Annotated in this window: 28 protein-coding genes, 1 other RNA gene and 2 pseudogenes; 14 read left to right on the top strand and 17 right to left on the bottom strand. The window is 60.2% G+C overall.

Annotated features, from left to right (window positions below; genetic code table 11):
- Positions 1–20: 20 nt before the first annotated feature.
- The 3 genes from tadA to lptM form a co-directional block, all read right to left on the bottom strand.
- Entirely contained in the window at positions 21–746 is a 726-nt protein-coding gene (gene tadA / locus HMPREF9371_RS02910) for a tRNA adenosine(34) deaminase TadA (protein WP_009118384.1), read from the bottom strand.
- A gap of 120 nt (positions 747–866) precedes the next feature.
- The gene (gene lysA, locus HMPREF9371_RS02915) at positions 867–2,096 is read right to left on the bottom strand and encodes a diaminopimelate decarboxylase (protein WP_009118386.1); all 1,230 of its coding nucleotides are present in this window, start codon (positions 2,094–2,096) and stop codon (positions 867–869) included.
- A 4-nt stretch (positions 2,097–2,100) separates the two neighbouring features.
- Positions 2,101–2,295 (bottom strand): LPS translocon maturation chaperone LptM, encoded by a 195-nt coding sequence (gene lptM / locus HMPREF9371_RS02920; protein ID WP_009118387.1) that lies wholly within the window; start codon positions 2,293–2,295, stop codon positions 2,101–2,103.
- Between the two features lie 82 nt (positions 2,296–2,377).
- Between lptM and cyaY the strand changes: the two genes are divergently transcribed.
- A complete protein-coding gene (cyaY, locus tag HMPREF9371_RS02925; protein ID WP_232203114.1) occupies positions 2,378–2,713 on the top strand; it encodes an iron donor protein CyaY in 336 nt (111 codons plus the stop codon).
- Positions 2,714–2,815: 102 nt separating this feature from the next.
- On the top strand, positions 2,816–4,021 hold the full coding sequence (gene dapC, locus HMPREF9371_RS02930) for a succinyldiaminopimelate transaminase (RefSeq protein ID WP_009118389.1): 1,206 nt from the start codon (positions 2,816–2,818) through the stop codon (positions 4,019–4,021).
- A gap of 97 nt (positions 4,022–4,118) precedes the next feature.
- On the opposite strand, the gene HMPREF9371_RS02935 is transcribed toward dapC, so the two are convergent.
- The 4 genes from HMPREF9371_RS02935 to HMPREF9371_RS02950 form a co-directional block, all read right to left on the bottom strand.
- On the bottom strand, positions 4,119–4,763 hold the full coding sequence (locus tag HMPREF9371_RS02935; RefSeq protein ID WP_009118390.1) for an NAD(P)H-hydrate epimerase: 645 nt from the start codon (positions 4,761–4,763) through the stop codon (positions 4,119–4,121).
- A 55-nt stretch (positions 4,764–4,818) separates the two neighbouring features.
- Complete coding sequence (locus tag HMPREF9371_RS02940) at positions 4,819–5,223, bottom strand: VOC family protein (RefSeq protein ID WP_009118391.1); 405 nt, start codon at positions 5,221–5,223, stop codon at positions 4,819–4,821.
- 127 nt (positions 5,224–5,350) lie between these two features.
- A complete protein-coding gene (locus HMPREF9371_RS02945; protein ID WP_009118392.1) occupies positions 5,351–5,572 on the bottom strand; it encodes a hypothetical protein in 222 nt (73 codons plus the stop codon).
- Between the two features lie 8 nt (positions 5,573–5,580).
- On the bottom strand, positions 5,581–6,168 hold the full coding sequence (locus HMPREF9371_RS02950) for a C40 family peptidase (protein ID WP_009118393.1): 588 nt from the start codon (positions 6,166–6,168) through the stop codon (positions 5,581–5,583).
- 115 nt (positions 6,169–6,283) lie between these two features.
- Between HMPREF9371_RS02950 and HMPREF9371_RS02955 the strand changes: the two genes are divergently transcribed.
- The gene (locus HMPREF9371_RS02955; protein ID WP_009118394.1) at positions 6,284–7,957 is read left to right on the top strand and encodes an ABC1 kinase family protein; all 1,674 of its coding nucleotides are present in this window, start codon (positions 6,284–6,286) and stop codon (positions 7,955–7,957) included.
- Here HMPREF9371_RS02955 and HMPREF9371_RS13090 read toward each other — a convergent pair.
- Positions 7,923–8,080: pseudogene (locus HMPREF9371_RS13090) on the bottom strand (lipoprotein signal peptidase). The gene HMPREF9371_RS02955 and the pseudogene HMPREF9371_RS13090 sit on opposite strands and share 35 nt — an antisense overlap.
- Between HMPREF9371_RS13090 and HMPREF9371_RS13850 the strand changes: the two are divergent.
- On the top strand, positions 8,081–8,206 hold the full coding sequence (locus tag HMPREF9371_RS13850) for a hypothetical protein (protein WP_009118395.1): 126 nt from the start codon (positions 8,081–8,083) through the stop codon (positions 8,204–8,206). It begins immediately after the preceding pseudogene.
- A gap of 81 nt (positions 8,207–8,287) precedes the next feature.
- Here HMPREF9371_RS13850 and hpnC read toward each other — a convergent pair whose 3' ends face one another.
- The 4 genes from hpnC to HMPREF9371_RS02970 all read right to left on the bottom strand — a co-directional run bounded on the left by hpnC (position 8,288) and on the right by HMPREF9371_RS02970 (position 10,666).
- Positions 8,288–9,103 carry a squalene synthase HpnC gene (gene hpnC, locus HMPREF9371_RS02960; protein WP_009118396.1) on the bottom strand — a complete coding sequence of 272 codons (816 nt, stop codon included), beginning with the start codon at positions 9,101–9,103 and terminating at the stop codon, positions 8,288–8,290.
- A 21-nt stretch (positions 9,104–9,124) separates the two neighbouring features.
- Complete coding sequence (locus tag HMPREF9371_RS13095; protein WP_009118397.1) at positions 9,125–9,271, bottom strand: hypothetical protein; 147 nt, start codon at positions 9,269–9,271, stop codon at positions 9,125–9,127.
- Positions 9,272–9,310: 39 nt separating this feature from the next.
- The gene (gene nfsA, locus HMPREF9371_RS02965) at positions 9,311–10,048 is read right to left on the bottom strand and encodes an oxygen-insensitive NADPH nitroreductase (protein WP_009118398.1); all 738 of its coding nucleotides are present in this window, start codon (positions 10,046–10,048) and stop codon (positions 9,311–9,313) included.
- Positions 10,049–10,243: 195 nt separating this feature from the next.
- Positions 10,244–10,666 carry a hypothetical protein gene (locus HMPREF9371_RS02970; protein ID WP_040660062.1) on the bottom strand — a complete coding sequence of 141 codons (423 nt, stop codon included), beginning with the start codon at positions 10,664–10,666 and terminating at the stop codon, positions 10,244–10,246.
- 109 nt (positions 10,667–10,775) lie between these two features.
- Here HMPREF9371_RS02970 and HMPREF9371_RS13100 point away from each other — a divergent pair.
- A pseudogene (locus HMPREF9371_RS13100) lies at positions 10,776–10,974 on the top strand (ATP-dependent exonuclease).
- 80 nt (positions 10,975–11,054) lie between these two features.
- On the opposite strand, the gene ffs reads toward HMPREF9371_RS13100, so the two are convergent.
- The 3 genes from ffs to HMPREF9371_RS02980 form a co-directional block, all read right to left on the bottom strand.
- An RNA gene (ffs, locus tag HMPREF9371_RS11430) (signal recognition particle sRNA small type) lies at positions 11,055–11,152 on the bottom strand.
- 55 nt (positions 11,153–11,207) lie between these two features.
- Positions 11,208–12,425, bottom strand: a complete 1,218-nt coding sequence (locus HMPREF9371_RS02975) for an RtcB family protein (RefSeq protein ID WP_156786979.1) — start codon at positions 12,423–12,425, stop codon at positions 11,208–11,210.
- An 89-nt stretch (positions 12,426–12,514) separates the two neighbouring features.
- Positions 12,515–14,104, bottom strand: coding sequence for a TROVE domain-containing protein (locus HMPREF9371_RS02980; protein WP_040660067.1), 1,590 nt, complete (start codon positions 14,102–14,104; stop codon positions 12,515–12,517).
- A gap of 612 nt (positions 14,105–14,716) precedes the next feature.
- Here HMPREF9371_RS02980 and rtcR point away from each other — a divergent pair.
- Positions 14,717–16,372, top strand: coding sequence for an RNA repair transcriptional activator RtcR (rtcR, locus tag HMPREF9371_RS02985; protein ID WP_009118402.1), 1,656 nt, complete (start codon positions 14,717–14,719; stop codon positions 16,370–16,372).
- Positions 16,373–16,390: 18 nt separating this feature from the next.
- On the opposite strand, the gene HMPREF9371_RS02990 is transcribed toward rtcR, so the two are convergent.
- The gene (locus HMPREF9371_RS02990) at positions 16,391–17,491 is read right to left on the bottom strand and encodes a hypothetical protein (RefSeq protein WP_009118403.1); all 1,101 of its coding nucleotides are present in this window, start codon (positions 17,489–17,491) and stop codon (positions 16,391–16,393) included.
- Positions 17,492–17,637: 146 nt separating this feature from the next.
- Here HMPREF9371_RS02990 and HMPREF9371_RS02995 point away from each other — a divergent pair, with 146 nt between their 5' ends.
- The 4 genes from HMPREF9371_RS02995 to HMPREF9371_RS03010 all read left to right on the top strand — a co-directional run bounded on the left by HMPREF9371_RS02995 (position 17,638) and on the right by HMPREF9371_RS03010 (position 19,888).
- Positions 17,638–18,735 (top strand): Rieske 2Fe-2S domain-containing protein, encoded by a 1,098-nt coding sequence (locus HMPREF9371_RS02995; RefSeq protein WP_009118405.1) that lies wholly within the window; start codon positions 17,638–17,640, stop codon positions 18,733–18,735.
- A gap of 87 nt (positions 18,736–18,822) precedes the next feature.
- Positions 18,823–19,134, top strand: a complete 312-nt coding sequence (locus HMPREF9371_RS03000) for an ArsR/SmtB family transcription factor (protein ID WP_009118406.1) — start codon at positions 18,823–18,825, stop codon at positions 19,132–19,134.
- Positions 19,135–19,144: 10 nt separating this feature from the next.
- Positions 19,145–19,660 carry a rhodanese family protein gene (locus tag HMPREF9371_RS03005; protein ID WP_009118407.1) on the top strand — a complete coding sequence of 172 codons (516 nt, stop codon included), beginning with the start codon at positions 19,145–19,147 and terminating at the stop codon, positions 19,658–19,660.
- A 45-nt stretch (positions 19,661–19,705) separates the two neighbouring features.
- Positions 19,706–19,888 (top strand): YgaP family membrane protein, encoded by a 183-nt coding sequence (locus HMPREF9371_RS03010; protein WP_009118408.1) that lies wholly within the window; start codon positions 19,706–19,708, stop codon positions 19,886–19,888.
- Between the two features lie 118 nt (positions 19,889–20,006).
- On the opposite strand, the gene HMPREF9371_RS03015 is transcribed toward HMPREF9371_RS03010, so the two are convergent.
- Entirely contained in the window at positions 20,007–20,801 is a 795-nt protein-coding gene (locus HMPREF9371_RS03015; protein WP_009118410.1) for an IclR family transcriptional regulator, read from the bottom strand.
- Between the two features lie 105 nt (positions 20,802–20,906).
- Between HMPREF9371_RS03015 and HMPREF9371_RS03020 the strand changes: the two genes are divergently transcribed.
- The 4 genes from HMPREF9371_RS03020 to HMPREF9371_RS03035 all read left to right on the top strand — a co-directional run bounded on the left by HMPREF9371_RS03020 (position 20,907) and on the right by HMPREF9371_RS03035 (position 24,583).
- Positions 20,907–22,088: an acyl-CoA dehydrogenase gene (locus tag HMPREF9371_RS03020; RefSeq protein ID WP_009118411.1), complete on the top strand. Its 1,182-nt coding sequence runs from the start codon at positions 20,907–20,909 to the stop codon at positions 22,086–22,088.
- Positions 22,089–22,220: 132 nt separating this feature from the next.
- The gene (locus HMPREF9371_RS03025) at positions 22,221–22,763 is read left to right on the top strand and encodes a hypothetical protein (RefSeq protein ID WP_040660070.1); all 543 of its coding nucleotides are present in this window, start codon (positions 22,221–22,223) and stop codon (positions 22,761–22,763) included.
- 241 nt (positions 22,764–23,004) lie between these two features.
- The gene (locus HMPREF9371_RS03030; RefSeq protein WP_009118413.1) at positions 23,005–23,343 is read left to right on the top strand and encodes an ankyrin repeat domain-containing protein; all 339 of its coding nucleotides are present in this window, start codon (positions 23,005–23,007) and stop codon (positions 23,341–23,343) included.
- A gap of 49 nt (positions 23,344–23,392) precedes the next feature.
- A complete protein-coding gene (locus HMPREF9371_RS03035; RefSeq protein WP_040660072.1) occupies positions 23,393–24,583 on the top strand; it encodes a CaiB/BaiF CoA transferase family protein in 1,191 nt (396 codons plus the stop codon).
- Positions 24,584–24,590: the final 7 nt, after the last annotated feature.

A 24,590-nucleotide genomic window follows, 5' to 3' on the forward strand; every position in this document is an offset into this window, starting at 1 on the left:
TTAATTAAATCGAAACAGCTCTAATCCCGCCGCGCCCGAAAAAACGCCTGCAACAGCGCCCCCGCTTCAGCGGCCAACACGCCGCCTTGCACGGCGGTGTGCGGGTTGAGCAGCGGCTCGGCAAACAGATTGAGCACGCTGCCCGCCGCGCCGCTGCGCGGCTCGGCGGCGGCATAAATCAAACGGCGGATGCGCGACTGCATCACCGCACCGGCGCACATGGCGCACGGCTCCAGCGTCACATACAGATCGCAGCCTTCCAGCCGGTAATTGCCGAGCGCGCGTCCGGCGACCGACAGCGCGGCAATTTCGGCATGGCGGCTGATGTCGTGTTCGGCCACACAGCGGTTGGCCGCCGCCGCCAACACCTGCCCGCCGCGCACCACCACCGCACCCACCGGCACTTCGCCTGCCGCTGCAGCCTGTTCGGCCTGCCGCAGCGCCAGCCGCATAAAATGCGCCGCTTCTTCGGCGGGCGGAAACAGCGCCTGCGGCGGCGTGCGTTTCAGCCGTGCACGCAAAGCCTGTTTACCACTCTCGTCCAAGGAAAAAGCCGGCAGGCCGGCGGCCAATTCGCCCAAGCGCCACAACACCGCTTCGGGCACCGGCAGCCCCTCCGCCCGCAAGAGGGCAAAAGCCGCCGCCGCGCCGTAAGCCTGCAAATCGGCCACGCTGCGGATGCCGGCCCGAGCCAACAGGGCCACGCTTTTCGGCGGCAGCGGCGGCGTGCCCAATACAGCCGTCATGCCCGCTCCTTTCTGGCACCAAGGCCGAGCCACACTTGGCCGCTAACAAGGCAAAGGCTACCTGAACAGCCTTTCAGGTAGCCTTTTGCCCGCCCGCCCGCCGCCATGCGGCCTATTTTTTCAATCATCGTGCAAACAGGCCGCTTCGGCAGCCAACAGTTGGTCCACGGTTTCGCGCGGGCGGATGAGCTTCGCCCGATCGCCGTCCACCAGCACTTCGGCCGCCCGCGGGCGGGTGTTGTAGTTGCTAGCCATGCTGGCGGCGTAAGCACCCGCGCTGCGCACCGCCAAAAGGTCGCCGGCGCAGGCGGCGATGGCGCGGTTTTGCGCCAGAAAATCGCCGGTTTCGCAAATCGGCCCCACAATATCGGCCACAAAAGGCTCGCCCGCTGCCGGCGATACGTTTTCAATGTGGTGGTAAGCCTGATAGAGCGCGGGGCGCATCAAATCGTTCATGGCGGCATCCACAATCACAAAGGATTTGTCGCCGTTCTTTTTCACAAACTCCACCCGCGTCAGCAAAGTGCCGGCATTGCCCACCAGGCTGCGGCCCGGCTCCAAAATCAGCGACAGTTTGCGCCCGCCGAGCAGGCGTTGCACCGCCTCGGCATAGGCATGCAGATCAGGCACGCTTTCGTCTTGGTACACAATGCCCACGCCACCGCCCAAATCGATGTGTTCCAGTACCATGCCCGCTGCCGATAATTTGTCGATCAGCATCAGCAGGCGTTCACAGGCTTCGGAAAGCGGGGCGAGGTTGGTGAGCTGCGAACCGATGTGGCAGTCGATGCCCACCACGTTCAGATGCGGCAGCGCGGCGGCATGGAGGTAGGCCGCTTCGGCGTCCTGCATGGCGATGCCGAATTTATTGGCTTTCAGGCCGGTGGAAATATAGGGATGGGTTTGCGCATCCACATCGGGGTTGATGCGCAGGGAAACCGGAGCGCTAAGGCCCAAACGGCCGGCCACGGCATTGAGGCGGTCCAATTCCGGCAGGCTCTCCACATTGAAACACTTCACGCCCGATTGCAGGGCAAACGCCATCTCGGCTTCGCTTTTGCCCACGCCGGAAAAAATGGTTTTGCCCGCCTCGCCGCCGGCCGCCAGCACCCGCGCCAGCTCGCCGCCGGAGACGATGTCGAAACCGCAGCCGAGCGCGGCGAAGTGGCGCAGAATGCTCAAATTGCCATTGGCTTTCACCGCATAACAGATCAACGGGTTTAAGGCAGCAAAGGCCTGCGTATAGGCACGGTAGGCATCGGTCAGCGCCGCTTGGCTGTACACATAAAGCGGGGTGCCGAACTGTTCGGCCAGCTCGGCAAAAGCCAGGTTTTCGCAACGTAAGGTCATGGATTTACTCGGGATCAAGGGGAATCGGCGGCGGGGTTTCGCTGTGCGGCATGGGCGCGGGCGGCGAGAACTGCAAGCCGGTTTGCACCGGCCCGAAGCGCGCCTGGTCGCCCTCTTTGGGCAGATAAAGATCGCCCTTGTAGCCGCAGGCCGCTAGCAGCACCGCGGCCGCCAAGATAGAAAAGGTTTTCGCACACATAAACAACTCGCTGAAATTGCCTGAAACAGGCGGCTGTGGCAAGATGCGGCATCTTAAACAAAAATACCGCACCGCACAAATCATCATGACCGAAAGCGAATTTCTGCATTATTCCGACCGCCTGTTTGCCCACATCGAAGACCAGCTCGAAAACAGCGCCGCTGATTTCGACTGCGAAAGCCGCGGCAACGTGCTCAATATCGATGCGCCCGACGGCAGCCAGATCGTCATCAACCGCCACACCCCCAATCAAGAGCTGTGGATTGCCGCCAAAAGCGGCGGCTACCACTTCGCCCTGCAAGACGGTGCCTGGGTGGCCGGCCGCGACGGCAGCGAATTTTTCGCCGTGCTTGGCAGCGTTTTGAGCAGCGCCGCCGGCGAAAGCGTGGTCATCGAAGCCCTGCCTGTATCGGCTTAGATTTTCTCTATTTGAACACACACTTTCAGGTAGCCTGTTTTCCACAGCAAACGCACAGGCTACCTGAAAACCATCCGATCTCTTTCTTCCCAAACCGCCGCCATGAATCCCCGCCTGCAAGCCCTCCAGCCCTATCCTTTCGCCCGCCTGCGTGCCGCCATGCAGGACATCGACGCCCCCGCCGGCCTGCCGCCCGTACCGCTGCACATCGGCGAACCCAAACACCCCACGCCCGCCGTCATCACCGACGCCCTCCAAGCCGCCCTGCCCCAACTGGCCGTGTATCCACTCAGCGCCGGCCTGCCCGAACTGCGTGCCGCCTGCGCCGCCTTTCTGCAGCGCCGCTACGGCATCGGCGTGGATGCCGACAGCGAAATCCTGCCCGTACTCGGCAGCCGCGAAGCCCTGTTTTCCTTTGTGCAAACCGTGATCGACGGCAGCACCGACCCCAAACCGGTGGTGCTCAGCCCCAACCCCTTCTACCAGATTTACGAAGGCGCCGCCCTGCTCGCCGGCGCCGACATCGAATTTGCCGACTGCCCCGCCCCCGCCTTCAAGCCCGACTGGCAAAGCGTGCCCGAAACCGTTTGGCAGCGCACCCGCCTGGTGTTTGTCTGCTCGCCCAACAACCCCAGCGGCAGCGTGCTGCAGCGCGAAGACTGGGCCGAACTGTTCGCCCTGCAAGACCGCTACGGCTTCATCATCGCCGCCGACGAATGCTATTCGGAAATCTATTTCGACGGCGAGCCGCCCGTCGGCTGCCTGCAGGCGGCCGTGGAACAAGGCCGCGGCCTGCGCGGCTTGGTGAGCTTTACCAGCCTGTCCAAACGCTCCAACGCGCCCGGCCTGCGCTCCGGCTTCGTGGCCGGCGATGCCGCGTTGCTGAAAGATTTTCTGCTCTACCGCACCTACCACGGCAGCGCCATGAGCGTGCCGGTGCAGCTGGCCAGCATCGCCGCCTGGAACGACGAAGCCCACGCCGCCGAAAACCGCCGCCTGTATTGGGAAAAATTCGAGCGCGTGCTGCCGGTGTTGGCGCAGGCCTTTGAAGTCAGCCGCCCCGACGCCTCGTTTTACATCTGGCTGCGCATCCCCGACGGCGACGATTTGGCCTTCGCACAAACCTTGTGGCGCGAAGCGGCGATTCAGGTATTGCCCGGCCGCTTCCTCGCCCACGACACCACACGCGGCAACCCCGGCCGCGGCTATGTGCGCATCGCCCTCGTCGCCCCACTGGCCGACTGCGTGGCCGCCGCCGAAACCATGGTGGCGGTTTGGCAGCGCCAGCAAGCCGAAAACCAAGCTTAATCTTTGCCCATAGCAAACAGGCTACCTGAAACCGCTTGATCGGTTTTCAGGTAGCCTGTTTCCATGATTGGTTGGGCACCCGTCGGCAGGGCAAAACTCAATCGATGCCGATGTCCAAACAGCACACCTCACCACAATAGTTTTTACCGCTGGCGTCCACATGCGCGGGCTTGCAGGCGGCGAAAGCATAGGTCAGATCGGCACGGAAGGTGTCGGCATCCGCTTCTGCGGTGTCGCCGTTGAGGCCGGTGGGGATGTCGAGCGCCACTTTCAAACCGCACATTTCGTTCATGCGGCGGCAGCATCCGGCCACCGAAGCCGGCAAAGCACCGCTGAAGCCGGTGCCGAAAATGCCGTCGATCACCACATCCTGATCCGTGGTATGCAGGCTGTCCGGCAGACTGCTGCCCACCGTCAGCGTCACGCCCGGCAAACCGGCCAAGCGGCGGCGGTTGGTTTCAGCCAAGTCCGACAAATTTTCGCCCAACACCAGCCAAACCGCCACCTGCCAGCCGTGCTGCTGCAACACCCGCGCCATCACCAGGCCGTCGCCGCCGTTATTGCCTTTGCCGCACACAATCAGTGCGCTGCGGGCCTCAGGGCAGCGGCGCAGCAAATCCGCCGCCGCGGCCTGGCCTGCGTTTTCCATCAGCTGCAGAAACGGCGTGCCGGCCGCCACCGCGGCCTGCTCGCGCGCCCGCATTTGGGCGGCGGTATAGATTTTGACGCAAGGGGAAGACATTGGACGACTCCCAAACCGATTTCAAAAACACAGCAATCAGACAAATCTATTCAATTTATTCGCCATCAGGAGGCAGGCGGTAGGCCGCACACAGCTTATGCCCGTCCAAGTCACGCACATAGGCTAAGTAAACCTTGCCAAATGGCGGTGTGCGGATACCGGGGGCGTCTTCTATCGGTGTGGCACCCAAGGCAATGGCAGTATCATAAAATGCCTGCACCTGCTCAATAGAAGAGCAGGCAAAGCCGATGGTACTGCCGTTGGCCACGCTGGCCGGCTCGCCATTAATCGGCTCAGTAATACCCAAAAAGCCCGCGGCATGAAAATACAGCACCCGCTGTTGGCCGGTGGCATTTTGTTGGCGTTTGCCCTTGCCCACGCCGAGCACCGCCAACACGCCGTCATAGAAGGCTTGCGCACGGTCAATATCATTACTGCCGATGACTATATGGCTAAACATGGCTGACTCCTTAATCAATTCAGACTGGCTTGAAAATAGTAGATTCAACGGTGCTACAGGCTACCTGAAAACAGCCTGCTTTTCAGCTTTCAGGTAGCCTGCAACATCAAACCGCTTTGGGCAGAATTTATTCCGACGGCCGGTAGGGGTTTTCCACCGAGCGCACCAATTCCAGCAGAAATTCACGCACCTGTGCTTCGCCGCAACCCATCAACAGCGCGTCTTCAAACGCGTCCTGCGCCAGCTGGTAAAGCTCCTGCATGTTTTCGCGCATCACTTTTACCTTTTCAGTACACGACACAATCTCACCGTTGTCGCCATACCATTTCGGCAGTTCGGGCATACTCATGCGGCGGCCTACTGGGTGAAGCGGCCGGAACGGCTCACGCGGCGGGCAGTGGCGTATTTGCTGCTCCAATAGCGGCTGCTCAGGCTGGTGATTTCGATGTCTTTGCCGGTGCGCGGGGCGTGGATGAAGCGGTCGTTGCCGATATACATGCCCACATGGGAAATGCGGCCGCCGCCGGCGGTGCGGAAAAACACCATGTCGCCGGGCTTCAGGTTGGCACGGTCCACCTGCTGGCCGACACGCGCCATTTCGGCCGATGTGCGCGGCAGGGTAATGCCCATGCTGCGGCGGAAGATGTATTGCATAAAGCCGCTGCAATCAAGACCTTGGGTGGGCGAATTGCCGCCGAAGCGGTAAGACACGCCGATCAGGCTCATGGCGTTCATGATCAGATCGCCGGCTTCGTCGGCCGGGGCGGCAGACTGCTGCGGCGCGGGAGTGGAAGACGCCGGTGCCTGGCTGCTGCCGGTACGCTCGCGGATCAGCCTGTCCAGCGCATCGCTGTCCAAGCCTTCGGGCGCCGCCCAAGCCGAAACCGACCAGCCAAGCAGGCAGACGGTGAGGGCCCAGCGGCCTATTTGTTTTATCCGATTCATCGATACTGGGTTTCCATTTTCGCGCCCCTGGCCGGAACGCTTATGTTATGCTGTGTGCCGTTTGCACAGATGCCGGCATGACGCCGGATTTGCTTTTTACTTTCGACCGGTTGATATGATCAAACCTGCTTTCTCCGCCATGGGCGACATCGGCCGCCTGCGCCAAATCGTTGCCATTCTGGCCCGTCACGGCCTGGGCGAATTCATCCGCCGCATCAAACTGAACCATGCGTCTTGGTTCGGCCGGGAAGAAGCGGAAGCCGCCACGCAAAATGCTTATCTGAGCACGGCGCGCCGCTTTCGGTTGGCATTTGAGGAGTTGGGGCCGACTTTCGTCAAGCTCGGACAGATTCTGTCCACCCGCGTCGATATCTTCAATGCCGAATGGATTGAGGAATTCGAACAGCTGCAAAGCAATGTCAGCCCGATGCCGTTTGAGGAAGTGCGCGCGCTCTTGGCCAGCCAGCTGGGCCGCCCTTTGGAAGAAGTGTTCCGTTCCATTGATCCGCGGCCGGTGGGCAGCGCTTCGATTGCACAGGTGCACAGCGCGGTTTTGCACGACGGCAGCCGGGTGGCGGTGAAAGTCAAACGTCCGGATATCGAATCCACCATTCAGGCAGACCTGCGCATTCTAACCCATTTGGCACAGCTTATCGAATCGGAAATCGGCGAAAGCCGCCGCTACCACCCGGTGCAGATGGTGCAGTATTTTGCCAAAAGTCTGGCGCGGGAAACCGATTTATCGGTGGAATTGCGCTATCTGCAACGCTTCGAGGCCATCTGCCGCAACAATCCGCACGTCCGCATTCCCAAGGTATATGCCGAATACAGCAACCGCCAGATTCTGGTGCAGGAATTCATCGACGCCCCGCTGCTGAAAGACACCGACTGCAACGCTTTTTCCGCCGAAGAGCGCCATCTGTTGGCCTGCCGCGTGACCGACGTGCTGCTGGGCATGATTCTGCGGCAGGGCTTTTTCCATGCCGACCCGCATCCGGGCAACATCTTTATTTATCCCGGCCTCAACATCGGCCTGATCGATTTCGGCCTGGTCGGCCATCTCAACAGCGCCCGCCGCAACGAAATCATCGCCCTCATCGAAGCGCTGATGAACCGCGACCCCTTCGCCATGCAGTATGTGCTGGCCAACTGGGCGCAGGGCGAGCTGCCTGACGAAAACCTGCTCGGCGGCGACGTGATGGAAATGCTGCTCAACTACGAGCACACCGCCATGCGCGACTTGCGCATCAGCCAAGTGATCAACGACATCACCCGCATCATGCGCACCCACGAGCTCACCCTGCCCGGCGATTTGGTGATGCTGTTCAAAACCCTGATCACCCTCGAAGGCGTGGTCAAGCGGCTGGACGGCAATTTCGAAATGCTGGAGCACGCCAAACCGATTGTGCAAAACGTGCTCAAACAGCGGGTGTCGCCGCAGCAAATCTGGCGCAAAACCCGCATCCACAGCCGCATGCTGGCCCAGCTTATCGACGATGTGCCGGAAAACCTGATGCGCCTCAACCGCCGCATCCAAAACGGCAAGCTCAACGTCAACCTCGACCTCAAACGCCTGGACGACCTCAACCACCACCTCGACCGCGTGGCCAACCGCCTCACCATGGGCGTGGTGACCGCCGCCCTCATCGTCGGCTCCTCCATCGTGCTCTCCAGCAACACCGGCCCCAAACTGTTCGGCCTCTCGTTTTTCGGCTTCGTCGGCTACCTGCTGGCCTTCGCCAACAGCCTGTGGATTATTTGGTCGATTTGGCGCTCGGGCAAACATTAGGCTGAGACCTTTGCAAAACCTCCAGATGTGGATGCAGTTCAAGGCGTAGCAGCACAGCGAGTGCAGACATATCACACGATAGGCAAGCGAGCGAGCAGCGCACAACGCAGAAATGCGCCGCAGATGGGGTTTTGCAAAGGTCTCAGGCTACCTGAAAGCCCCATTCTCTACTTTTCAGGTAGCCTGATGCCCTGCTTTTCAGGTAGCCGCTTACCCCGACATACTTTACCGCCGGTTATGGACATTTAACGCGCATGAAAAAACCGAAGGCCAAAGCCTTCGGTTTGAGTATTCAAAGATGCACACGAGAAGGCAGGTCGCGGTTGCGATTCACTTCCTCAGCAAAGCCCGCTTGACCATCAGCCAGCCGTCTTTCACGCCCAAGGTCGGGCGTTGGCGGAACACATCGTAGCCGACGCCGTCGAGCTTTTGCAGAATCAGCTGCCCGCCCACCACAATCATGCGCAGTTCGAAGCCGATGCGGCCGGGCAGGGTTTTGCCCAAGGGTGAGCCGGCTTTCAGCATTTTGTGCGCGCGTTCGCATTGAAAGGCCATCAGGCGCTGAAAGGCGAAATCCACTTTGCCCGCTTCAATTTGCGCCTCGCTCACGCCAAAACGGGCCAAATCTTCCTGCGGCAGATACACGCGCCTTTTCTGCCAATCCAAAGCCACGTCCTGCCAGAAATTGATCAGTTGCAAAGCGGTGCAGATGCCGTCGCTCTGGGCCAAACTGCGCTCGTCGGTTTGGCCGTAAAGGTGCAGCAACAGGCGGCCAACCGGGTTGGCGCTGCGGCGGGCGTAGTCCACCAGTTCGCCGAAATGGGCGTAGCGGGTTTTCACCACGTCCTGCTCGAAAGCGGAGAGCAAGTCGTAAAACGGCACCAGTGGCAAGGAAAAAGGCTGCACCGCCTCGCTTTGCAGGCGCTGCATCAAAGCGGTTTGCGGCGTCTGCCCGGCGGCCATTCTGTCCAATTCCGCGCGCAGGCCGGCCAGCTGTTCCAAGCGGGCAGACGCCTCGGCCTCGCCTTCGTCGGCCATGTCGTCGGCCGTGCGGGCAAAGGCATAAATGGCATGCACCGGGCGGCGCAGGCGGCGCGGCAGCGCCAGCGAACCGACGGGAAAGTTTTCATAATGGCCGACCGACATTGTTTTCCTTCCATCAAGCTTTCAGGTAGCCTGAGACCTTTTCAAAACCCTCAGATGTGGATGCAGTTCAAGGCGTAGCAGCACAGCGAACGCAGACATATCATACAGATAGGCAAGTGAGCGAGCAGCGCACAACGCAGAAATGCGCCGCAGATGGGGGTTTTGCAAAGGTCTCAGCCTGTGGGGCTACCTGAAAGCGTTCAGCATTTAGCGCTTGGCAAAACCGCGCTGCTGCAAAAACGGCAGAATGTGCGGGCGCACCGGCTTGGCCAGCGTATTGGCCACCTGTTTCTGCCAATCCAAATCCAAGCCGCTGCGCTGGCGGTAATACTCGGCCAATTTGGCGTTATAGGCCGCCAGCTCTTCCGGCGGGCACACCCGATAGCGGTTTTCGCTCACCAGGCTCGCCAAAGGCAGACGCGGACGGTACAGCGGTTCTTGGTCGGGATGACCCAAACACATACCAAACAGCGGCACCACGGTATCCGGCAGACCCAACACCTCAGCTGCTGCCGCAATATCGTTACGCAGCGAGCCGATATACACGCCGCCCAAACCGAGAGATTCGGCCGCCAGCAGCACATTCTGCGCCATGATGCCGGCATCGACGGCGCCGATCAGCATCACTTCCGTGTAGTCCAGCTGCACTTCCGGCACTTGCTGGCGGTGCTTGGTATAGTCCATGCAGAACACCAAAAATTCAGGCGCTTCCAACACATACTTCTGCTGAGACGCAATCTGAAACAAGCGTTCGCGCACCGCGTGGTCTGTTACCCGCACCATGTGCACACACTGCATGAAACTGGAAGAACTGGCCGCTCGCCCCGCTTCCAGCACCGCTGCCAACATTTCCGGCGACACCGGCTCGCCGGTATATTTGCGGATGGAGCGGTGGCGGCGGATGGTTTCCAAAGTGGGCGCACTGGGCAATAAAGTTTCTGACATTTTTTCAATCCTCACAAAACAATTCAATCTTCAAGCCGGCGGCTGTAGGGCGTGTCGTCATCCTGCCGGCGAAGCGTTTTTTTCGCTTCGCCAGTCAAACCCGCCAACGCAGCCAGATGGGACATCTTGCCAACCTGTTCTGCGTCCCCTTGGGGGATAAGGCCGCAGATGCGGGTTTTGCAAAGGTCTCAAGCCCTAAATTTCGCCGCGCGCTTCTGCCAAAGCATAGGCGGCATCCAATTGCCGCTGCACACTCATCGGCAATCCGGCGCGCGAATCCAGATAATGCTGCCGGTAGCCAGCCAAGCCGAACCAAGCCGTGCCGGCCAATGTGCTTTGCACCAACATCAGATGGCAAATGAAGTAAGCGCGGGAATCCGAAGCCCGATAGGCCGCCAATTCCACGGTTTCGGCAGGATAGAACGCCTGATCCGCCTCAAGCGACAGATAGCCGTTTTGCAGCGTAAGCACTTCTTTGAGCGCCGCAAAATGGCGCGCCGCCTCCATGCCGTAATCGGCGGCGGCAATGCGCCGCAACAGGGCATCATCGGCGGTGAGCACATCGGGAAACAAAGCAGGCGGGAACACCCGCCCGCGGGACGCTTGGCGCTTACCCATCGGCCGCCCGGCTTTCATCTGAAACAAAAGGCCGGCCACTATAACAGATGGCCGCAGCCGCTTAAAGCATGCAGCCCCTCCAAAGCCTGAGACCTTTGCAACCCCCCATCTGCGGCGCATTTCTGCGTTGTGTGCTGCTCGCTCGCTTGCCTATCGTGTGATATGTCTGTCCCACGGGGATTCCTGCGTTCACGCTCGCTGCGCTGCTACGCCTTGAACTGCATCCACATCTGGGGGGTTTGCAAAGGTCTCAGCCTGTTGCCGGCTCGCCGAAGCGTTGCGCCATTACCGCCCCACTTTTCAGGTAGCCGCAACCTTCAGCTGGCCGCAAAACACCGCAAACCGCCATACAAAAAGGCTGCTCCAAACGGAGCAGCCTTCAAAATAGGGTGGCGAGCCAGAACCCCGGCACTGCTGAATCCGAGATGGGCTGCTTGCTTCCGCACCTGACCCCTTGTCCCAGACCATCATGCGGGGAGACCCGCCAAAGAAGCGCGGATTATACCCGAGCACCGCCGGTTTGACCAGCCTGTTTTCGGCCTCAGCCTTTCACGCACACCACCTGTTTGAGGGTATATACCACATCCACCAAGTCTTTCTGGGCAGCCATGACCGCATCAATGTCTTTATACGCCATCGGGATTTCGTCAATCACGCCGGCGTCTTTTCGGCATTCTACACCCTCGGTGGCGGCGATGTGGTCGTCCACGCTAAAGGTTTTTTTGGCCGCGGTGCGGCTCATTTTTCGGCCCGCCCCGTGGCTGCAGCTCTCGAAGCTCTCCGGATTGCCTTTGCCGCGCACGATATAGCTTTTCGCGCCCATGCTGCCGGGAATGATGCCCAACTGCCCCGTCTTGGCCGACACCGCGCCTTTGCGGGTCACAAACACTTGCTGCCCGAAATGGGTTTCGCGCTGCACATAATTGTGGTGGCAATTGACGGCCTCCAAATGCGTTTCAAACGGCTTCGTAATCACGCTGCGCACCGCCGCAATCACGCGGCTCATCATCACTTCGCGGTTGGCGCGGGCAAAATTCTGCGCCCACTCCACCGCTTCGCAGTAATCCTGGAAATACTGGCTGCCTTCTTCGAAATAAGCCAGATTTTGATCGGGCAGGTGCACGTTGTTGCGCTCGGCATCTTTCTTCGCCAATTCGATAAACAGGCTGCCGATGGCATTGCCCACCCCGCGCGAACCGGAATGCAGCATGATCCACACCGCCTGATGCTCGTCCAAACACAATTCGATGAAATGGTTGCCGGTGCCCAAGGTGCCCATATGACGGTAGTTATTGGTGTTTTTCAACACCGGATATTTGGCGCAGATTTTGTCGAAACCGCTTTTCAGCGCCGCCCAAGCCACATCCGCTTCGTTGGGCGGCGTATCCCATGAGCCTTTGTCGCGCCCCATTTTTCTCGGTGTCAGGCCGTGCGGCACGGCGCCCTCGATGGCGCTGCGGACGGCAGACAGATTATCGGGCAGATCGGCGGCAGTCAGCGTGGTTTTGCAGGCAATCATGCCGCAGCCGATGTCCACCCCCACCGCGGCGGGAATGATGGCGCGGTAGGTCGGCACCACCGAGCCCACGGTGGCGCCGATGCCGTAATGCACATCGGGCATTGCCGCAATGTGTTTGAACACAATCGGCATTTGCGCCAAATTGCGCAGCTGCTGCTCGGCCGCCGGCTCCACCGGCACCCCTTTGGTCCACATTTTGATCGGCAAGCCGTTTTCGGTTTGTATTTCTTGGTAATTCATCTGTTTTCTCATTCCATATCTATATCAACACGGTCTTCAGTTGCGGGCGGAGTGCGCTGTTCAGGTAGCCTGTCAGGCTACCTGAAAGCCTATTGCACCGCCGGCAGGGCTGTGTTTTCGATTTCCGCCACCCAGCCGTCGGCGTGCATGCCGTGGCGGGCGAATTCGCCGATCAGGCCGAACACGCTGTCGGAGAAACCGCCGATATTCAGAATATCGCTCCGGTTCTGCGCTTGGGCGGTGGTATTGGGCTGGAGGTCGATGCACACCAGCTTGGCATGGGGGCAGCGTTTTTTCAAAACCGTCCATTCCTTCATCATGGACGTCCGCCCGCCCCAACGCTGTTCGCGGTCTGCCCAGCTTTCGTTGTCCGACACCATAATCAGCAAATCCACTTGGGCTTTTTCGCTGTTGAGTCTCGACAACGGCGCGCTGCACGCCGTGCCGCCGCCACCGACAGCCGCCAGTTTTTCGGCATTGGTCATGATGCTGTCGCGCGGGTTGAGCCGCACATTAACCGTGACCATTTCAAACGGCAGCACCCTCGCCTGCGGATTGGCCCGCAATACGGCCGCCGACATCAGCGCCGCCACATCGATGCAGCGGGTCACGCTGGTGACCGAACCGCGGCATCCGCTCACCGGGCTGTGCATGGAGCCGGACACATCGGGGCACACCACCACCTTGCCGTCCAGCACCGGCACATTTTGCACGGCGATTTCCATCGCATCCTGCAAGGCATCGCGGATGGCGGCGGGCAACTGGTCGGAAGTTGCCTGAAACGCTGTTAAGAGTTGGTAAGGCAACACGCGGGCGCGGGCGATGGCGGCCGGATCACGCAGTTTTTGCGCCACCTGTTTGATGTTGGCCTGCTTTTCAAACACACCGTGGCGATGAAAAGTGTTTAAGCTTTGGCGCACCTGCTGCCAAGAGCCGTTACGGGCAATTTGCGCCCAATCGCCCTTGTTCAAAGGCAGAGCGGTGAGCATTTGGAAAGGCACCTCGGGCAGCGGGCCGCTGCGTTCGCGTTTGTAGGCCTCAAAAGCCCGGGTCAGCGGCGGCAGCTCGGCTGTGTCAAACGGCTTGCCGACCAGCCAGGCAAACCAGGCCGCACGCCAGCTTTCCTGTGGTTTGGGGTGAACCATTTTCACGATATCGGCCAAAGAAGGCCGGTTGCCAATGGCAGCATTGAGCAGCTGCTTTTCATCGGCGGTGAGCAGCCAATGCTGGATCAGCTTTTTCGGACGCGAACCGAAAGACTGCCGACCCACTGCACCGCTGCGGATGATCTGCACGAAGTTGCGCAGCATCTTGCCGTTGTCCGCCACCTGGTCGAACACGCGGGCCAGCATGGACACGTCTTTCTGCGCCAACACCGCCAGCAGCAAGGCGGGCATGTCTTTCATATAGGCTGTTTCGCGTGCATAGAGCGCGGTTTGGGCGATGAAATCCGCATCCAGCTGTGCAGCCAATTCGATGATTTGATTCAGCTGGTCTTCGGCATCGGCGTAATAGGTGTTGTTCAGGCAACCGGTGGCCGCCAGCTGGGCAAGCTGCTGTTTGGGCGTTAAGGCATAGGCCAAGCCGCCTGCTTGGTTGCGTGTATCGGCGGCGGCTTCTTGAAGGCTTTGGCCGCGCAAACGGTTTTTGATGGATTGGAACAAATTGCTGTTCGCCATATCGCTTTCCTTTCCGAAGCCGCCCGAACCTTCGGGCAGCCCCAACAATAAGTGGCGGCTAGGGGTGGCAAGACAGGTTTGAGGTTGTAGTCCTGCCGGCATCCGCCGAAAAAGAAGGTGCAGCCAACAACTAAACTGGGAGAAATGAATCCACCGCTCTACCCTGCTGAGCTACTTTGCCTACCGGCAAAGGCGGGACTTGAACCCGCGACCCATGTAATTCCTCCGGCATTTGCCGGCCGCACCGAAAAGTCTCCCTCTCGGGAAGGCTACCTGAAAGCATGCGCAATCAGGCGGCCTGTTGATTCGGCGGCACGCCGCACAACAAGGATTGAAGAAATATTTCGCGCTCTATCCGATTGAGCTACTCTGCCATAGTGTGGCGGCAGAGACGGGACTCGAACCCGCAACCTCGAGCGTCTACAAGCTGTAATTCCTTCGGCATTTGTGCAGCGTGCCTGACAGCCATATTGCAAGCGGCGTGCCAAAGCAAAAATACACCGCAAAATTTCTTATAATAAAATGAATTCATTGAAAATAAATTTTGAAAAATATTTCTGTGAATTTTTATATATAATGAAAATCTATTTTTAAAGATATTTTTATAGAAATATGGATAGCAACAAAACGCGCGTAGTGATCAGCTTCATCGGCACCCAGCTGGATGCCGGCAAAGGCCACGGCCGCTGGCAGAAATGGCGGCCGAATGTGGCCATCGGGCAGCGCAGCAACGTGCCCGTTGGGCGTATGGAACTGTTTTATGCCGAAAAATACCGCGATTTGGCCGAGCTGGTGCAGGCCGACATTAGAGAATGCTCACCGCACACACAGGTAAACCTGGTGCCGATGGAATTGGACAACCCGTGGGATTTCAGCGAGGTATATACCAAGCTGCACGCTTGGGCGTCGGCTTATGATTTTGATACCGAGCATGAAGAATATTGGACACACATTACCACCGGCACCCACGTGGCGCAGATTTGCCTGTTTCTGCTGGTGGAAAGCCGCCAGATACCCGGCGTACTATTGCAAACCGCACCGCCGAAAAAACAAAGGCAAAACATGCTGGAAGGCGATGTCGGCAGCTATGAGCTGATCGATTTGGATTTGGCCCGTTATGATGTGCTGGCCGAACGGCTGGCGGCGGTGCGCGCCGATGCCGTGCGCTATCTGAAAAGCGGCATTGCCACGCGCAATGCGGCGTTTAACCGCATGATTGCCGAAATCGAACAAGTGGCGCTCCATTCACCTTCGCCGATTCTGCTCAGCGGCCCCACCGGCGCGGGCAAATCCATGCTGGCGCGGCGGATTTACGAGCTGAAAAAGGCGCGCCATTTAATCGGCGGGCGGTTTGTGGATGTGAATTGCGCCACCCTGCGCGGCGACGGTGCCGCATCCGCCCTGTTCGGCCACAAAAAAGGCGCGTTTACCGGCGCGGCCGACAAACGCGAAGGCTACCTGAAAACCGCCGACCACGGCGTACTGTTTCTCGACGAAATCGGCGAGCTGGGCTTGGACGAGCAAGCCATGTTACTCAAAGCCATTGAGGAAAAACATTTTTACCCGATGGGCAGCGACAGCGAAGTGCGCAGCGATTTTCAATTGATTGCCGGCACCAACCGCGATTTGCGCCAAGAGGTGCGCGCCGGCCGCTTTCGCGAAGACCTGTTCGCCCGCATCAACATCTGGCAATACACCCTGCCCGCACTGGCCGACCGGCGCGAAGACATCGAGCCGAACATCGAACACCAGCTTGCCCTCGCCTCGCAAGATTTGGGCCGCGCCACCCGGTTTAACAAAGAAGCTTACGCCGCTTATCTGGATTTCGCCCTGTCGCCGCGAGCCTTATGGCGCGGCAACTTCCGCGACTTGGCCGCCAGCATCCTGCGGCTGGCCACGCTTGCCCCGCAGGGGCGGATTCAAACCGAATCGGTGGAAGCGGAAATCGTGCGGCTGCAATGGCTGTGGGCAGACGAGGCAGGGCTTTCAGGTAGCCCGATGTCCCTCCGCGGGCTACCTGAAAACGATTTGGCCGAATGGTTGGCCCGCAAAGGGCAAAACATCGAACAATGGGATCGTTTCGACATCATGCAGCTGGAAAACGTATTGGCCGAATGCCGCCGGCACAAAAACATGGCCGCAGCCGGACGGGCGCTGTTTAACGTGTCCCGCACCCAACGCGCCACCCCCAACGACAGCGACCGCCTGCGCAAATATCTGGCCCGTTTCGGCCTGTCGTGGCAAGACATTACCGGAAAGGCTACCTGAACACCGCGTGCCCGGCGGCTACAACGCCCCCGGCTCGACATACGGCACCCGCCCGTCCGGCTGCTCGGCCTGTTGCGCATCAAACACCACGGTAAACAGCTCGCCGCCCGCCTCGATGCGCCGATACTCGGCCAACGCCGGCAGCAGCGGATCGCGCTCGTGCAGGGCGCACACCATATAGTGCCACGGTCCGCGGCGGCGTTCACGGTAAAGCGCGCGCAGCAGGGCGCGGAAAACATCCAGATCATCGCCGGCCACCGCCACCAACGACACATAAAAATAAGGCAGCATTCCGCCCGGCGCCGGCAAGGGATGATAAGGCGTGAAGCGGCATAAGGCGTTGTAAAACGGCTTGAGCCGGCGCCAGGCGCCGCGATAGCCTTCCACATGAATCTGGCGGCTGGCGTGCTGATCCCACGCCGCCAGCACACCGACAATCTCGCCACCGCGGCGGGCGATCTGAAAATCTTCCATCTGCAAACCGCGCAAACGGCCGTTGTGCAAATCGGCCGGCCCGTAATGCGGGGCAAACTGGCGGCGCGCATGTTCGCGGTTGATAAAGGCGAACACCGCCTTCTCATCGCCCGCCCGGCCGCGTGCCAGCGTTACCCCGGCTACCTGAACGGCGGCTTTCGGCCACGCCAACTGAATCATCGGCGTGTGTACCCGCCCCTGCGGCAGATAATCGGGCAGGCCGGCGCGGCGGGCGGCCAATATCGACAAAGCGGCGCGATTGTCTTGCAGAATCATACTGGTATAAACCGGCAGCGGCCGGCCGGCTTGCTGTTGGCGCAGGAAATCATAGGCGCGGCGCAGGGCAAGGCCGTTGCGGTAGGCCGCTTCCAAGCGCAGGTCGGCCAGATAGCCGATGGTGCGCAATTCGCCGTTGAAATAGGCGGGAAAACGGAACAGCCCGCCCAAGCCGGCCAAACGCCCGCTGTCGGTGTCCACGCCTTTGTAGATTTCCGCCTCCGCACCTTGGATGGCGGCCGCGGCAAAATAAGACGGCTCGCGCCGGAAGGTGAGCGAGATGGGGCCGTCCATGACATTGCGCCGCAACAGGGCGCGCAGTTCGGCATCGTCGGCTTCGGTGGCGGGGAAAAAACGGATACGGGTCATGCACGCAACGGGAAAGAGTGAAAAGCCCGGCCAGTTTACCGCAATGCCGATTTTGCTGCCTGCCCGGGCGCACGACTTTGGCGGTCAGCCAACCTGGCAAACCTGGCCGGAACGCCCCGTTCCGATTTTGGCTATAATCCGTTTTCTTGCCACTCAGCCGCAGGCTACCTGAAACCGTCCTGCACAACGGAATAAGCACCACAGGCTTTCAGGTAGCCTTTCCCCTGCCCGCCATGTCTCTACACAATTACTGGTACATCGCCGCCACCGAACGCGATGTACGGCGCAAACCGCAATGCCTTACCCTGTTCGACCGCCATTATGTGGTGTTCCATGCGGGCAACGGCCGCTTTGCGGCCATGGAAGACCGCTGCCCGCACCGCAACGCCCCCTTGTCGGCCGGCAAAGTGTGTAACGGGCAAATCCGGTGCCCCTACCACGGCTGGCAGTTTGCCGCCGATGGCCGCCTGGCCCGTATTCCCGCGCTGGACGGTCAAGCGCTGCCCGCCATCCGCATTCCCACCGTGCACTGCACCGCCCAAGACGGCTATGTCTGGCTCTGCCCCGGCAACCCCGCTACCCCAGCGCCGCTGCCCTTTCCTCATCTGAACGAAGCTGGCTGGACCAGTTTCCGCATGCGCACCCGCTTCGCCGCACCGGTGGCCCAGTGTCTGGAGAACTTTCTCGACTGCCCGCACGCCGTGTATGTACACGATTCCTGGTTCCGCTCCGCCACCGGCAAACCGGTGCGCGCCACTCTGCGCCATCTGGCGGACGGGGCCGAGGTGGAATACGAAAACGAGCCGCGCGAACAAAGCTGGGTGTGGCGGCTGCTACAAAACAGCGGCACCGATATGCGCCACACCGACCGCTTCATCGCACCGGCCACCTCGCGCGTGGACTACCGCTTCTCCGACCGCAAACACTACATCATCACCTCCAGCTGCACCCCGATTGGCGAAAACGAAACCGAAGTGCACACCGTCATCAGTTTCCGCTACGGCCGCCTCGGGCCTTTGGTGCGGCTGGTATTCGAGCCCTTATCCCGCCTCATCATCGGCCAAGACGTGGCCATCATGCAGCGCCAACGCGACAACATCCGCCGCTTCGGCGGCCGCGAACGCTTTTACACCTCGGAAGCCGATCTGCTGCTGCCCGCCATCCAAGCCTGGCGCCAAGCCCTGGCGGAAGGCCGCGAACCGCCGGCAGCGGGAACAGAACAGACCCGAACCTTGTCTCTTTGAAAAGCAGAGAAAAGCAGAAATAGAGTGGCTGCACAGAACCCGCTTGACTTTTACTTTAGATTATTCTAAATTAGAAAAAACTGAATTATGGAACAACAAGCTTTTTCCCTAGCCGAACAGGCCGCTGCCGCCGCAGAATTTCTGCGCACCTTGGGCAATGCCCACCGCCTACAGGTGTTGTGCCTGCTGATGGCGCACGGCGAAATGAGCGTGGGGCAGATTCACGAATGCACCACGCTCAGCCAGTCCGCCCTCTCGCAACACTTGGCCAAAATGCGCGACGAAGGCTTGATTGCCTACCGGCGCGACGGTCAAACCCTGTATTACTCGGTATGCGACGAAAAAGTGGCGCGGATTGTTTCCGTATTGAAAGAAAACTTTTGCCCAACCGAATCATAAAGGAGGCGTGATGGCTTTACCCGTTCTTACCCCGCAGCAGGCCGCCGAGAAACTGAAAAACGGCGCCGTCTTGGTGGACATCCGCAGCAGCGGCGAATATGCGCACCGCCACATCGACGGCGCGGTTTCCCTGCCGCTAGACCAATTGGCCCACCAAGCCCTGCCCGCCGGCCGCACCGTGATTTTCAGCTGCCTGTCGGGCATGCGCACCCGACAAAACGCCGCCGCCCTCGCCCAATGCGCGGGCGATTGCCCCGAAGTGTATATTTTGGACGGCGGTCTGAATGCCTGGGCCAAAGCCGGCTTGCCCGTGCAGGCAAAACCCGGTCAACCGCTGGACATCATGCGCCAAGTGCAGATTGCCGCCGGCAGCCTGGTTTTGCTGGGCGCGGTGCTCGGTTTTGCCGTTTCGCCATGGTTTTATGCTTTGTGTGCTTTTGTCGGCGCCGGCCTGCTGTTCGCCGGTCTCACCGGCTTCTGCGGCATGGCCAAACTATTGGCCTGCATGCCTTGGAACCGTGCTTAATCTTTTACCCCCGTTTCATCCCTGCTTATTTAAAGGAGAACATTCATGAACAGTAATCTCGGACAAGCCGACCGCCTCCTGCGCCTGATTGCCGGCATCGCCCTGATCGCCCTGAGCCTGACCGGCGTGATCGGCGTATGGGGCTGGATCGGCATCATTTTCGTGGCCACCGCACTGATCAACTTCTGCCCGATCTACCGCCTGCTGGGCATTTCCACCAAGAAGTAAAGCCTGCAGCGCCAATATGCGTTACATGGGACAATAAAGGAGAACAAAAGGCTACCTGAAACGTTTTCAGGTAGCCTTTTTCTCATCACACACTGCCCGGCCAATCACCGGCATCAAATCACGCCGCGCTGATTTCCTGAGCCAGCTTTTGCAAGCCCGGCACAATCTCGCGCACAAAATCCGCCTCCTGCCAGCGGCTGGCCGGCACACTGGCATTCAAAGCGTGGGTGTAACGCTGTTCTGCCCGATTATAAACGCCCACCGCCACGGCCAAAATATCGGGTGAAAATTCACCGGCAGACAGCGTATAGCCGTGCTCGCGGTAAAACGCCTCATGGCCGGCCAGCATCTCCAGCTGTTGCGCCGTTTCCATTTCGGGCAGCGGCGGCAGATGACGGCGCAAATGCGCTCGCTGGAAATCATCGGCTACGGCATAATACGCACGGCCGATGGCCGTTTGGGCCGCCGGCACTTTGCTGCCCACCATCAGCTGCACCGCCAGGCGCGCCGGGCTACGGCAACAGGCCAGATACAGCATTTCGCCGCCTTCTTCTTTGGCGATGTTGACCGACACATGGTGCTCGGCGGCAAAGGCGGCCATCAGGGGTTGGGCGTGGCGGATCAAATCGTATTGCGCCCAAGCGGTGGCGCTGATGCGGATGGCGGCCATGCCCAAGCGGTAACCGCCGTCCGGGTCTTGCGCCAGAAACTCGGTGCACAGCAGCGTGTAGATCAGGCGCGACACCGTGGCCTTGGGCAACTTGGTGCGTTCGCAGATCATTTGGTGCGTCAGCGCGATGTTGCTGTTCTCGAAAACGCTTAAAATGCCTAGACCCCGGGCCAGCGCGGTCACGAATTGGCGGTCGTTCTCAATTTCGGCGCGCTGGATTTCGGCGGAAATGGTATTTATCACTTTACAGCCCTTTCGTTTTTGCTTATATTTCGTTCCGTATTGTAAAACAATATTTCGACTGGCGGAATATTTTTCTGTTTCAATTTGATTTCAAGGAGAATCATCATGGCACAAACCCGTGCACCGTTTACTTGGGAAGACCCCCTGCTGCTGAGCAGCCAGCTCACCGAAGAAGAACGCATGGTGGCCGAATCGGCCGAAGCGTTCTGCCAAGAGCAGCTGATGTCCGGCATTCTGATGGCCAACCGCGAAGAAAACTTCGACCGCAACATCATGCGCCAAATGGGCGAACTGGGTTTGCTGGGAGTAACCATTGACGGCTACGGCTGTGCCGGCATGAGCAGCGTGGCCTACGGCCTGATCGCCCGCGCGGTAGAGCGCGTGGATTCCGGCTACCGCAGCGCCATGAGCGTACAGTCCAGCTTGGTGATGCACCCAATCTGGGCCTACGGCACCGACGAACAGAAAGAAAAATTCCTGCCCAAACTGGCCACCGGCGAGCTGATCGGCTGCTTCGGCCTCACCGAACCGAATGCCGGTTCCGACCCCGCTTCCATGCAAACCCGCGCCAAAAAAGTGGACGGCGGCTACTCCCTGAGCGGCAGCAAAATGTGGATCACCAACAGCCCGATTGCCGATGTGTTCGTGGTGTGGGCCAAAGACGACGCCGGTGAAATCCGCGGCTTCATCTTGGAAAAAGGCATGAAAGGCCTGTCTGCACCCAAAATTGAAGGCAAATTCTCGCTGCGCGCCTCTATCACCGGCGAAATCGTAATGGACGAAGTGTTCGTGCCCGAAGAAAACGCCTTCCCCGAAATCCGCGGTTTGAAAGGCCCCTTCGGCTGTCTGAACAAAGCCCGCTACGGCATTGCCTGGGGCGCCATGGGTGCTGCCGAATTCTGCTGGCAGGCCGCCCGCCAATACACTCTGGACCGCAAACAGTTCAACCGCCCGCTGGCCGCCACCCAAATCGTGCAGCTGAAACTGGCCAATATGCAAACCGAAATCGCCCTGGGCTTGCAAGCCGCCCTGCAAGTGGGCCGTTTGATGGACGAAGATAAAGCCGCGCCCGAAATGATCTCCCTAATCAAACGCAACAACTGCGGCAAGGCGTTGGACATCGCCCGCGTGGCCCGCGACATGCACGGCGGTAACGGTATCGCCGACGAATACCACGTTATTCGCCACGTGATGAACTTGGAAGCCGTCAACACCTACGAAGGCACGCACGACGTACACGCCCTGATTCTGGGCCGCGCCCAAACCGGCATCGCCGCCTTCGGTTAAACCGAAACGCAGGCTACCTAAAAGCAGCATCAGGCTTTCAGGTAGCCTGAATATTTTGACGGCATGGCGCTTGCCCGGCAGGGCTATGCCGTCAAAATATTCGTCCCTCTTCATTACGGCACACCATCCAATATGTTGTTTCACCGCCTCCGCGCATTCGGCCTGCTGTTGACCGCGCTGGCACTGTTCAGCGCCCCGGCTGCGGCCGACTCTTTACGCGAAACCGCGCACGATGTCGGCCAAGGGCTGCGCCACTTCGGCAGCCATGCCGCCAGCGCCACCGATTGCGTGGCACAGGAATGGGCGGCCGCCCGTGCCGCCGACCGCCCGATGGCGCTCGACGAAACCTGCCGCCAACGCTGGGGGCAAACCCAAAACGTGATGAACCAAGCCGCCCGCATGGGCCACCGCGGCCAAGACAATATCGGCGACCGGGTGTTGAAACACACCATGGGCGAAGCCGGCCTGTCGGCCATTCAGAAGGTGAATGATGTGGCGCTCGATGCCTACCAGGAAGCCGGCATCGGCGTACTGCAAGCCTTGGGCGGCGCGCGCGAAAGCGTGTGCACCCGCCAACAGCGTCTCGAACACGACCGCGGCATCCACCACCACGCCGCCTGTGCCGCCGACAGCCGGCAAGATTGCGCCCGCTGCATCGACCGCGCGCTGTACTAAGCGCCTGCTCACAACCTACATTGCGACGGTTTTTGTGGTCAAAAGTTCCTATCTGCGGCGCGAATCCCACAAGGGGGCAACGAAATGTGCGCCAGCTGTGTAGGCTTGCTGTGCTTTTGCCTTCTCGGGCGTGCAGCAGACCGGCGGAGCTAAAAACCGCCGTGCCGGTGAATGGACAACAGGCTCTACAACAATTCGATGCTTAGGCGGTGCCGCAAACAGATTGTTCAAAGGATGCATCATGCCGACCCATTTTTTCCAAAATTCCGGCGGCCTGAGTGCCGAAGAAGGCGGGGCCGAATCCGCCCTGCACGCTGCCGCCTGGGCCGGGAAAGTGAGCCGCGTGCGCCGTTTGCTGGCTGCCGGCGCCGATGTCAATTGGCGCGACTCCAGCGGCGAAACCGCCTTGTCCGGCGCCGCCAGTTGGGGCGAAGATGCCGTGGTGCGCTGCCTGCTGGCCGCCGGCGCCGATCCGGCTGTCCGCGAATGCAATGGGCGCAGCCCGCTGGATATGGCCTCCAACGCTGCCAAACGACGCTGCCTGCAACAGGCCGGCCAAGTAAAGCCGCAGGCTACCTGAAACCGAATGAACAACCACACCACAATATCCCTGAAAAAAGGAATGGATGATGGCAACACAAGCATTGCAAGGCATTAAAGTATTGGATCTTTCCCGCGTATTGGCAGGTCCTTCCTGCACCCAGGCGCTGGCCGATTTGGGCGCAGAAGTCATCAAAGTGGAGCGGCCCGGCGCCGGCGACGAAACCCGCCAATGGTCGCCGCCCGCCTTTGCCGACGGCACCGCCGCCTACTTCGGCACCGTCAACCGCAACAAACAGTCGCTCACCATCAATATGGCCAGCGCCGAAGGGCAGGCCATTGTGCGCCGGCTGGCGGCCGAAGCCGACGTGCTGGTGGAAAACTACAAAGTCGGCGGCCTGAAAAAATACGGCCTTGATTACGAATCGCTCAAAGCCGTCAACCCGCGCCTGATCTACGCCTCGCTCACCGGCTTCGGCCAAACCGGCCCCGATGCCGCCAAGCCCGGCTACGACTACATCATCCAAGGCTTGAGCGGGCTGATGAGCATCACCGGCCCCACCGACGGCCTGCCGCACAAAGTGGGCGTGGCGGTGGTGGATTTGTTTGCCGGCCTCCAGCTCACCATCGGCATCCAGGCCGCCCTGTTGGCGCGGGCGCACACCGGCGAAGGCCAGCATGTGGATGTGTCGCTGCTCGATTCCGCCGTGGCCATGCTCGCCAATGTGGGCATGAACCACCTCGCTTCCGGCGAGGTGCCGCCGCGTCTGGGCAACGCCCACCCCAATATCGTGCCCTACCAAGTGTTTGAAACCGCCGGCGGCCAGCACCTGATTTTGGCCTGCGGCAACGACAAACAGTTTGCCGCCGTCTGCGGCGTACTCGGCGGACGCTGGCACGAAGACGAGCGCTTCGCCACCAATCCGCAGCGCGTGCGCAACCGCGACCTCCTGGTGCCCGAGCTGGCGCAAGCCTTTAGGCAACGCGGGCGCGACGAATGGCTGACCGCACTGGAAGCGGTACAAGTGCCCTGCGGCGCCATCAACAACATCGCCGAAGCCCTGCAACTGCCGCAGGTACAGCACCGCCAAATGGTGGTAGACTTCGCCGAACAAGGCAGCCCCGTGCGCATGCTCGGCAACCCCGTCAAACTCTCCGCCACGCCCGTGCGCTACGACAGCCCGCCCCCAGCCTTGGGCAGCAGCACCGATGCCGTGTTGCGCGGCTTGGGCTATACCGATGCCGACCTCGCCCGCTGGCGCGAAGAAGGCGTGATTTGAAAGCCTG

This window comes from Neisseria shayeganii 871 (assembly GCF_000226875.1).
Lineage (GTDB): Bacteria > Pseudomonadota > Gammaproteobacteria > Burkholderiales > Neisseriaceae > Eikenella > Eikenella shayeganii.

Bases quoted from the DNA above. Each gene is read 5' to 3' on its own strand.
- tadA (WP_009118384.1), bottom strand. From the start codon at position 746: ATGACGGCTGTATTGGGCACGCCGCCGCTGCCGCCGAAAAGCGTGGCC.
- lysA (WP_009118386.1), bottom strand. From the start codon at position 2,096: ATGACCTTACGTTGCGAAAACCTGGCTTTTGCCGAGCTGGCCGAACAG.
- lptM (WP_009118387.1), bottom strand. From the start codon at position 2,295: ATGTGTGCGAAAACCTTTTCTATCTTGGCGGCCGCGGTGCTGCTAGCG.
- dapC (WP_009118389.1), top strand. From the start codon at position 2,816: ATGAATCCCCGCCTGCAAGCCCTCCAGCCCTATCCTTTCGCCCGCCTG.
- HMPREF9371_RS02935 (WP_009118390.1), bottom strand. From the start codon at position 4,763: ATGTCTTCCCCTTGCGTCAAAATCTATACCGCCGCCCAAATGCGGGCG.
- HMPREF9371_RS02940 (WP_009118391.1), bottom strand. From the start codon at position 5,223: ATGTTTAGCCATATAGTCATCGGCAGTAATGATATTGACCGTGCGCAA.
- HMPREF9371_RS02945 (WP_009118392.1), bottom strand. From the start codon at position 5,572: ATGAGTATGCCCGAACTGCCGAAATGGTATGGCGACAACGGTGAGATT.
- HMPREF9371_RS02950 (WP_009118393.1), bottom strand. From the start codon at position 6,168: ATGAATCGGATAAAACAAATAGGCCGCTGGGCCCTCACCGTCTGCCTG.
- HMPREF9371_RS02955 (WP_009118394.1), top strand. From the start codon at position 6,284: ATGATCAAACCTGCTTTCTCCGCCATGGGCGACATCGGCCGCCTGCGC.
- HMPREF9371_RS13850 (WP_009118395.1), top strand. From the start codon at position 8,081: ATGGGGTTTTGCAAAGGTCTCAGGCTACCTGAAAGCCCCATTCTCTAC.
- hpnC (WP_009118396.1), bottom strand. From the start codon at position 9,103: ATGTCGGTCGGCCATTATGAAAACTTTCCCGTCGGTTCGCTGGCGCTG.
- nfsA (WP_009118398.1), bottom strand. From the start codon at position 10,048: ATGTCAGAAACTTTATTGCCCAGTGCGCCCACTTTGGAAACCATCCGC.
- HMPREF9371_RS02970 (WP_040660062.1), bottom strand. From the start codon at position 10,666: ATGGGTAAGCGCCAAGCGTCCCGCGGGCGGGTGTTCCCGCCTGCTTTG.
- HMPREF9371_RS02975 (WP_156786979.1), bottom strand. From the start codon at position 12,425: ATGAATTACCAAGAAATACAAACCGAAAACGGCTTGCCGATCAAAATG.
- HMPREF9371_RS02980 (WP_040660067.1), bottom strand. From the start codon at position 14,104: ATGGCGAACAGCAATTTGTTCCAATCCATCAAAAACCGTTTGCGCGGC.
- rtcR (WP_009118402.1), top strand. From the start codon at position 14,717: ATGGATAGCAACAAAACGCGCGTAGTGATCAGCTTCATCGGCACCCAG.
- HMPREF9371_RS02990 (WP_009118403.1), bottom strand. From the start codon at position 17,491: ATGACCCGTATCCGTTTTTTCCCCGCCACCGAAGCCGACGATGCCGAA.
- HMPREF9371_RS03000 (WP_009118406.1), top strand. From the start codon at position 18,823: ATGGAACAACAAGCTTTTTCCCTAGCCGAACAGGCCGCTGCCGCCGCA.
- HMPREF9371_RS03005 (WP_009118407.1), top strand. From the start codon at position 19,145: ATGGCTTTACCCGTTCTTACCCCGCAGCAGGCCGCCGAGAAACTGAAA.
- HMPREF9371_RS03010 (WP_009118408.1), top strand. From the start codon at position 19,706: ATGAACAGTAATCTCGGACAAGCCGACCGCCTCCTGCGCCTGATTGCC.
- HMPREF9371_RS03020 (WP_009118411.1), top strand. From the start codon at position 20,907: ATGGCACAAACCCGTGCACCGTTTACTTGGGAAGACCCCCTGCTGCTG.
- HMPREF9371_RS03025 (WP_040660070.1), top strand. From the start codon at position 22,221: ATGTTGTTTCACCGCCTCCGCGCATTCGGCCTGCTGTTGACCGCGCTG.
- HMPREF9371_RS03030 (WP_009118413.1), top strand. From the start codon at position 23,005: ATGCCGACCCATTTTTTCCAAAATTCCGGCGGCCTGAGTGCCGAAGAA.
- HMPREF9371_RS03035 (WP_040660072.1), top strand. From the start codon at position 23,393: ATGGCAACACAAGCATTGCAAGGCATTAAAGTATTGGATCTTTCCCGC.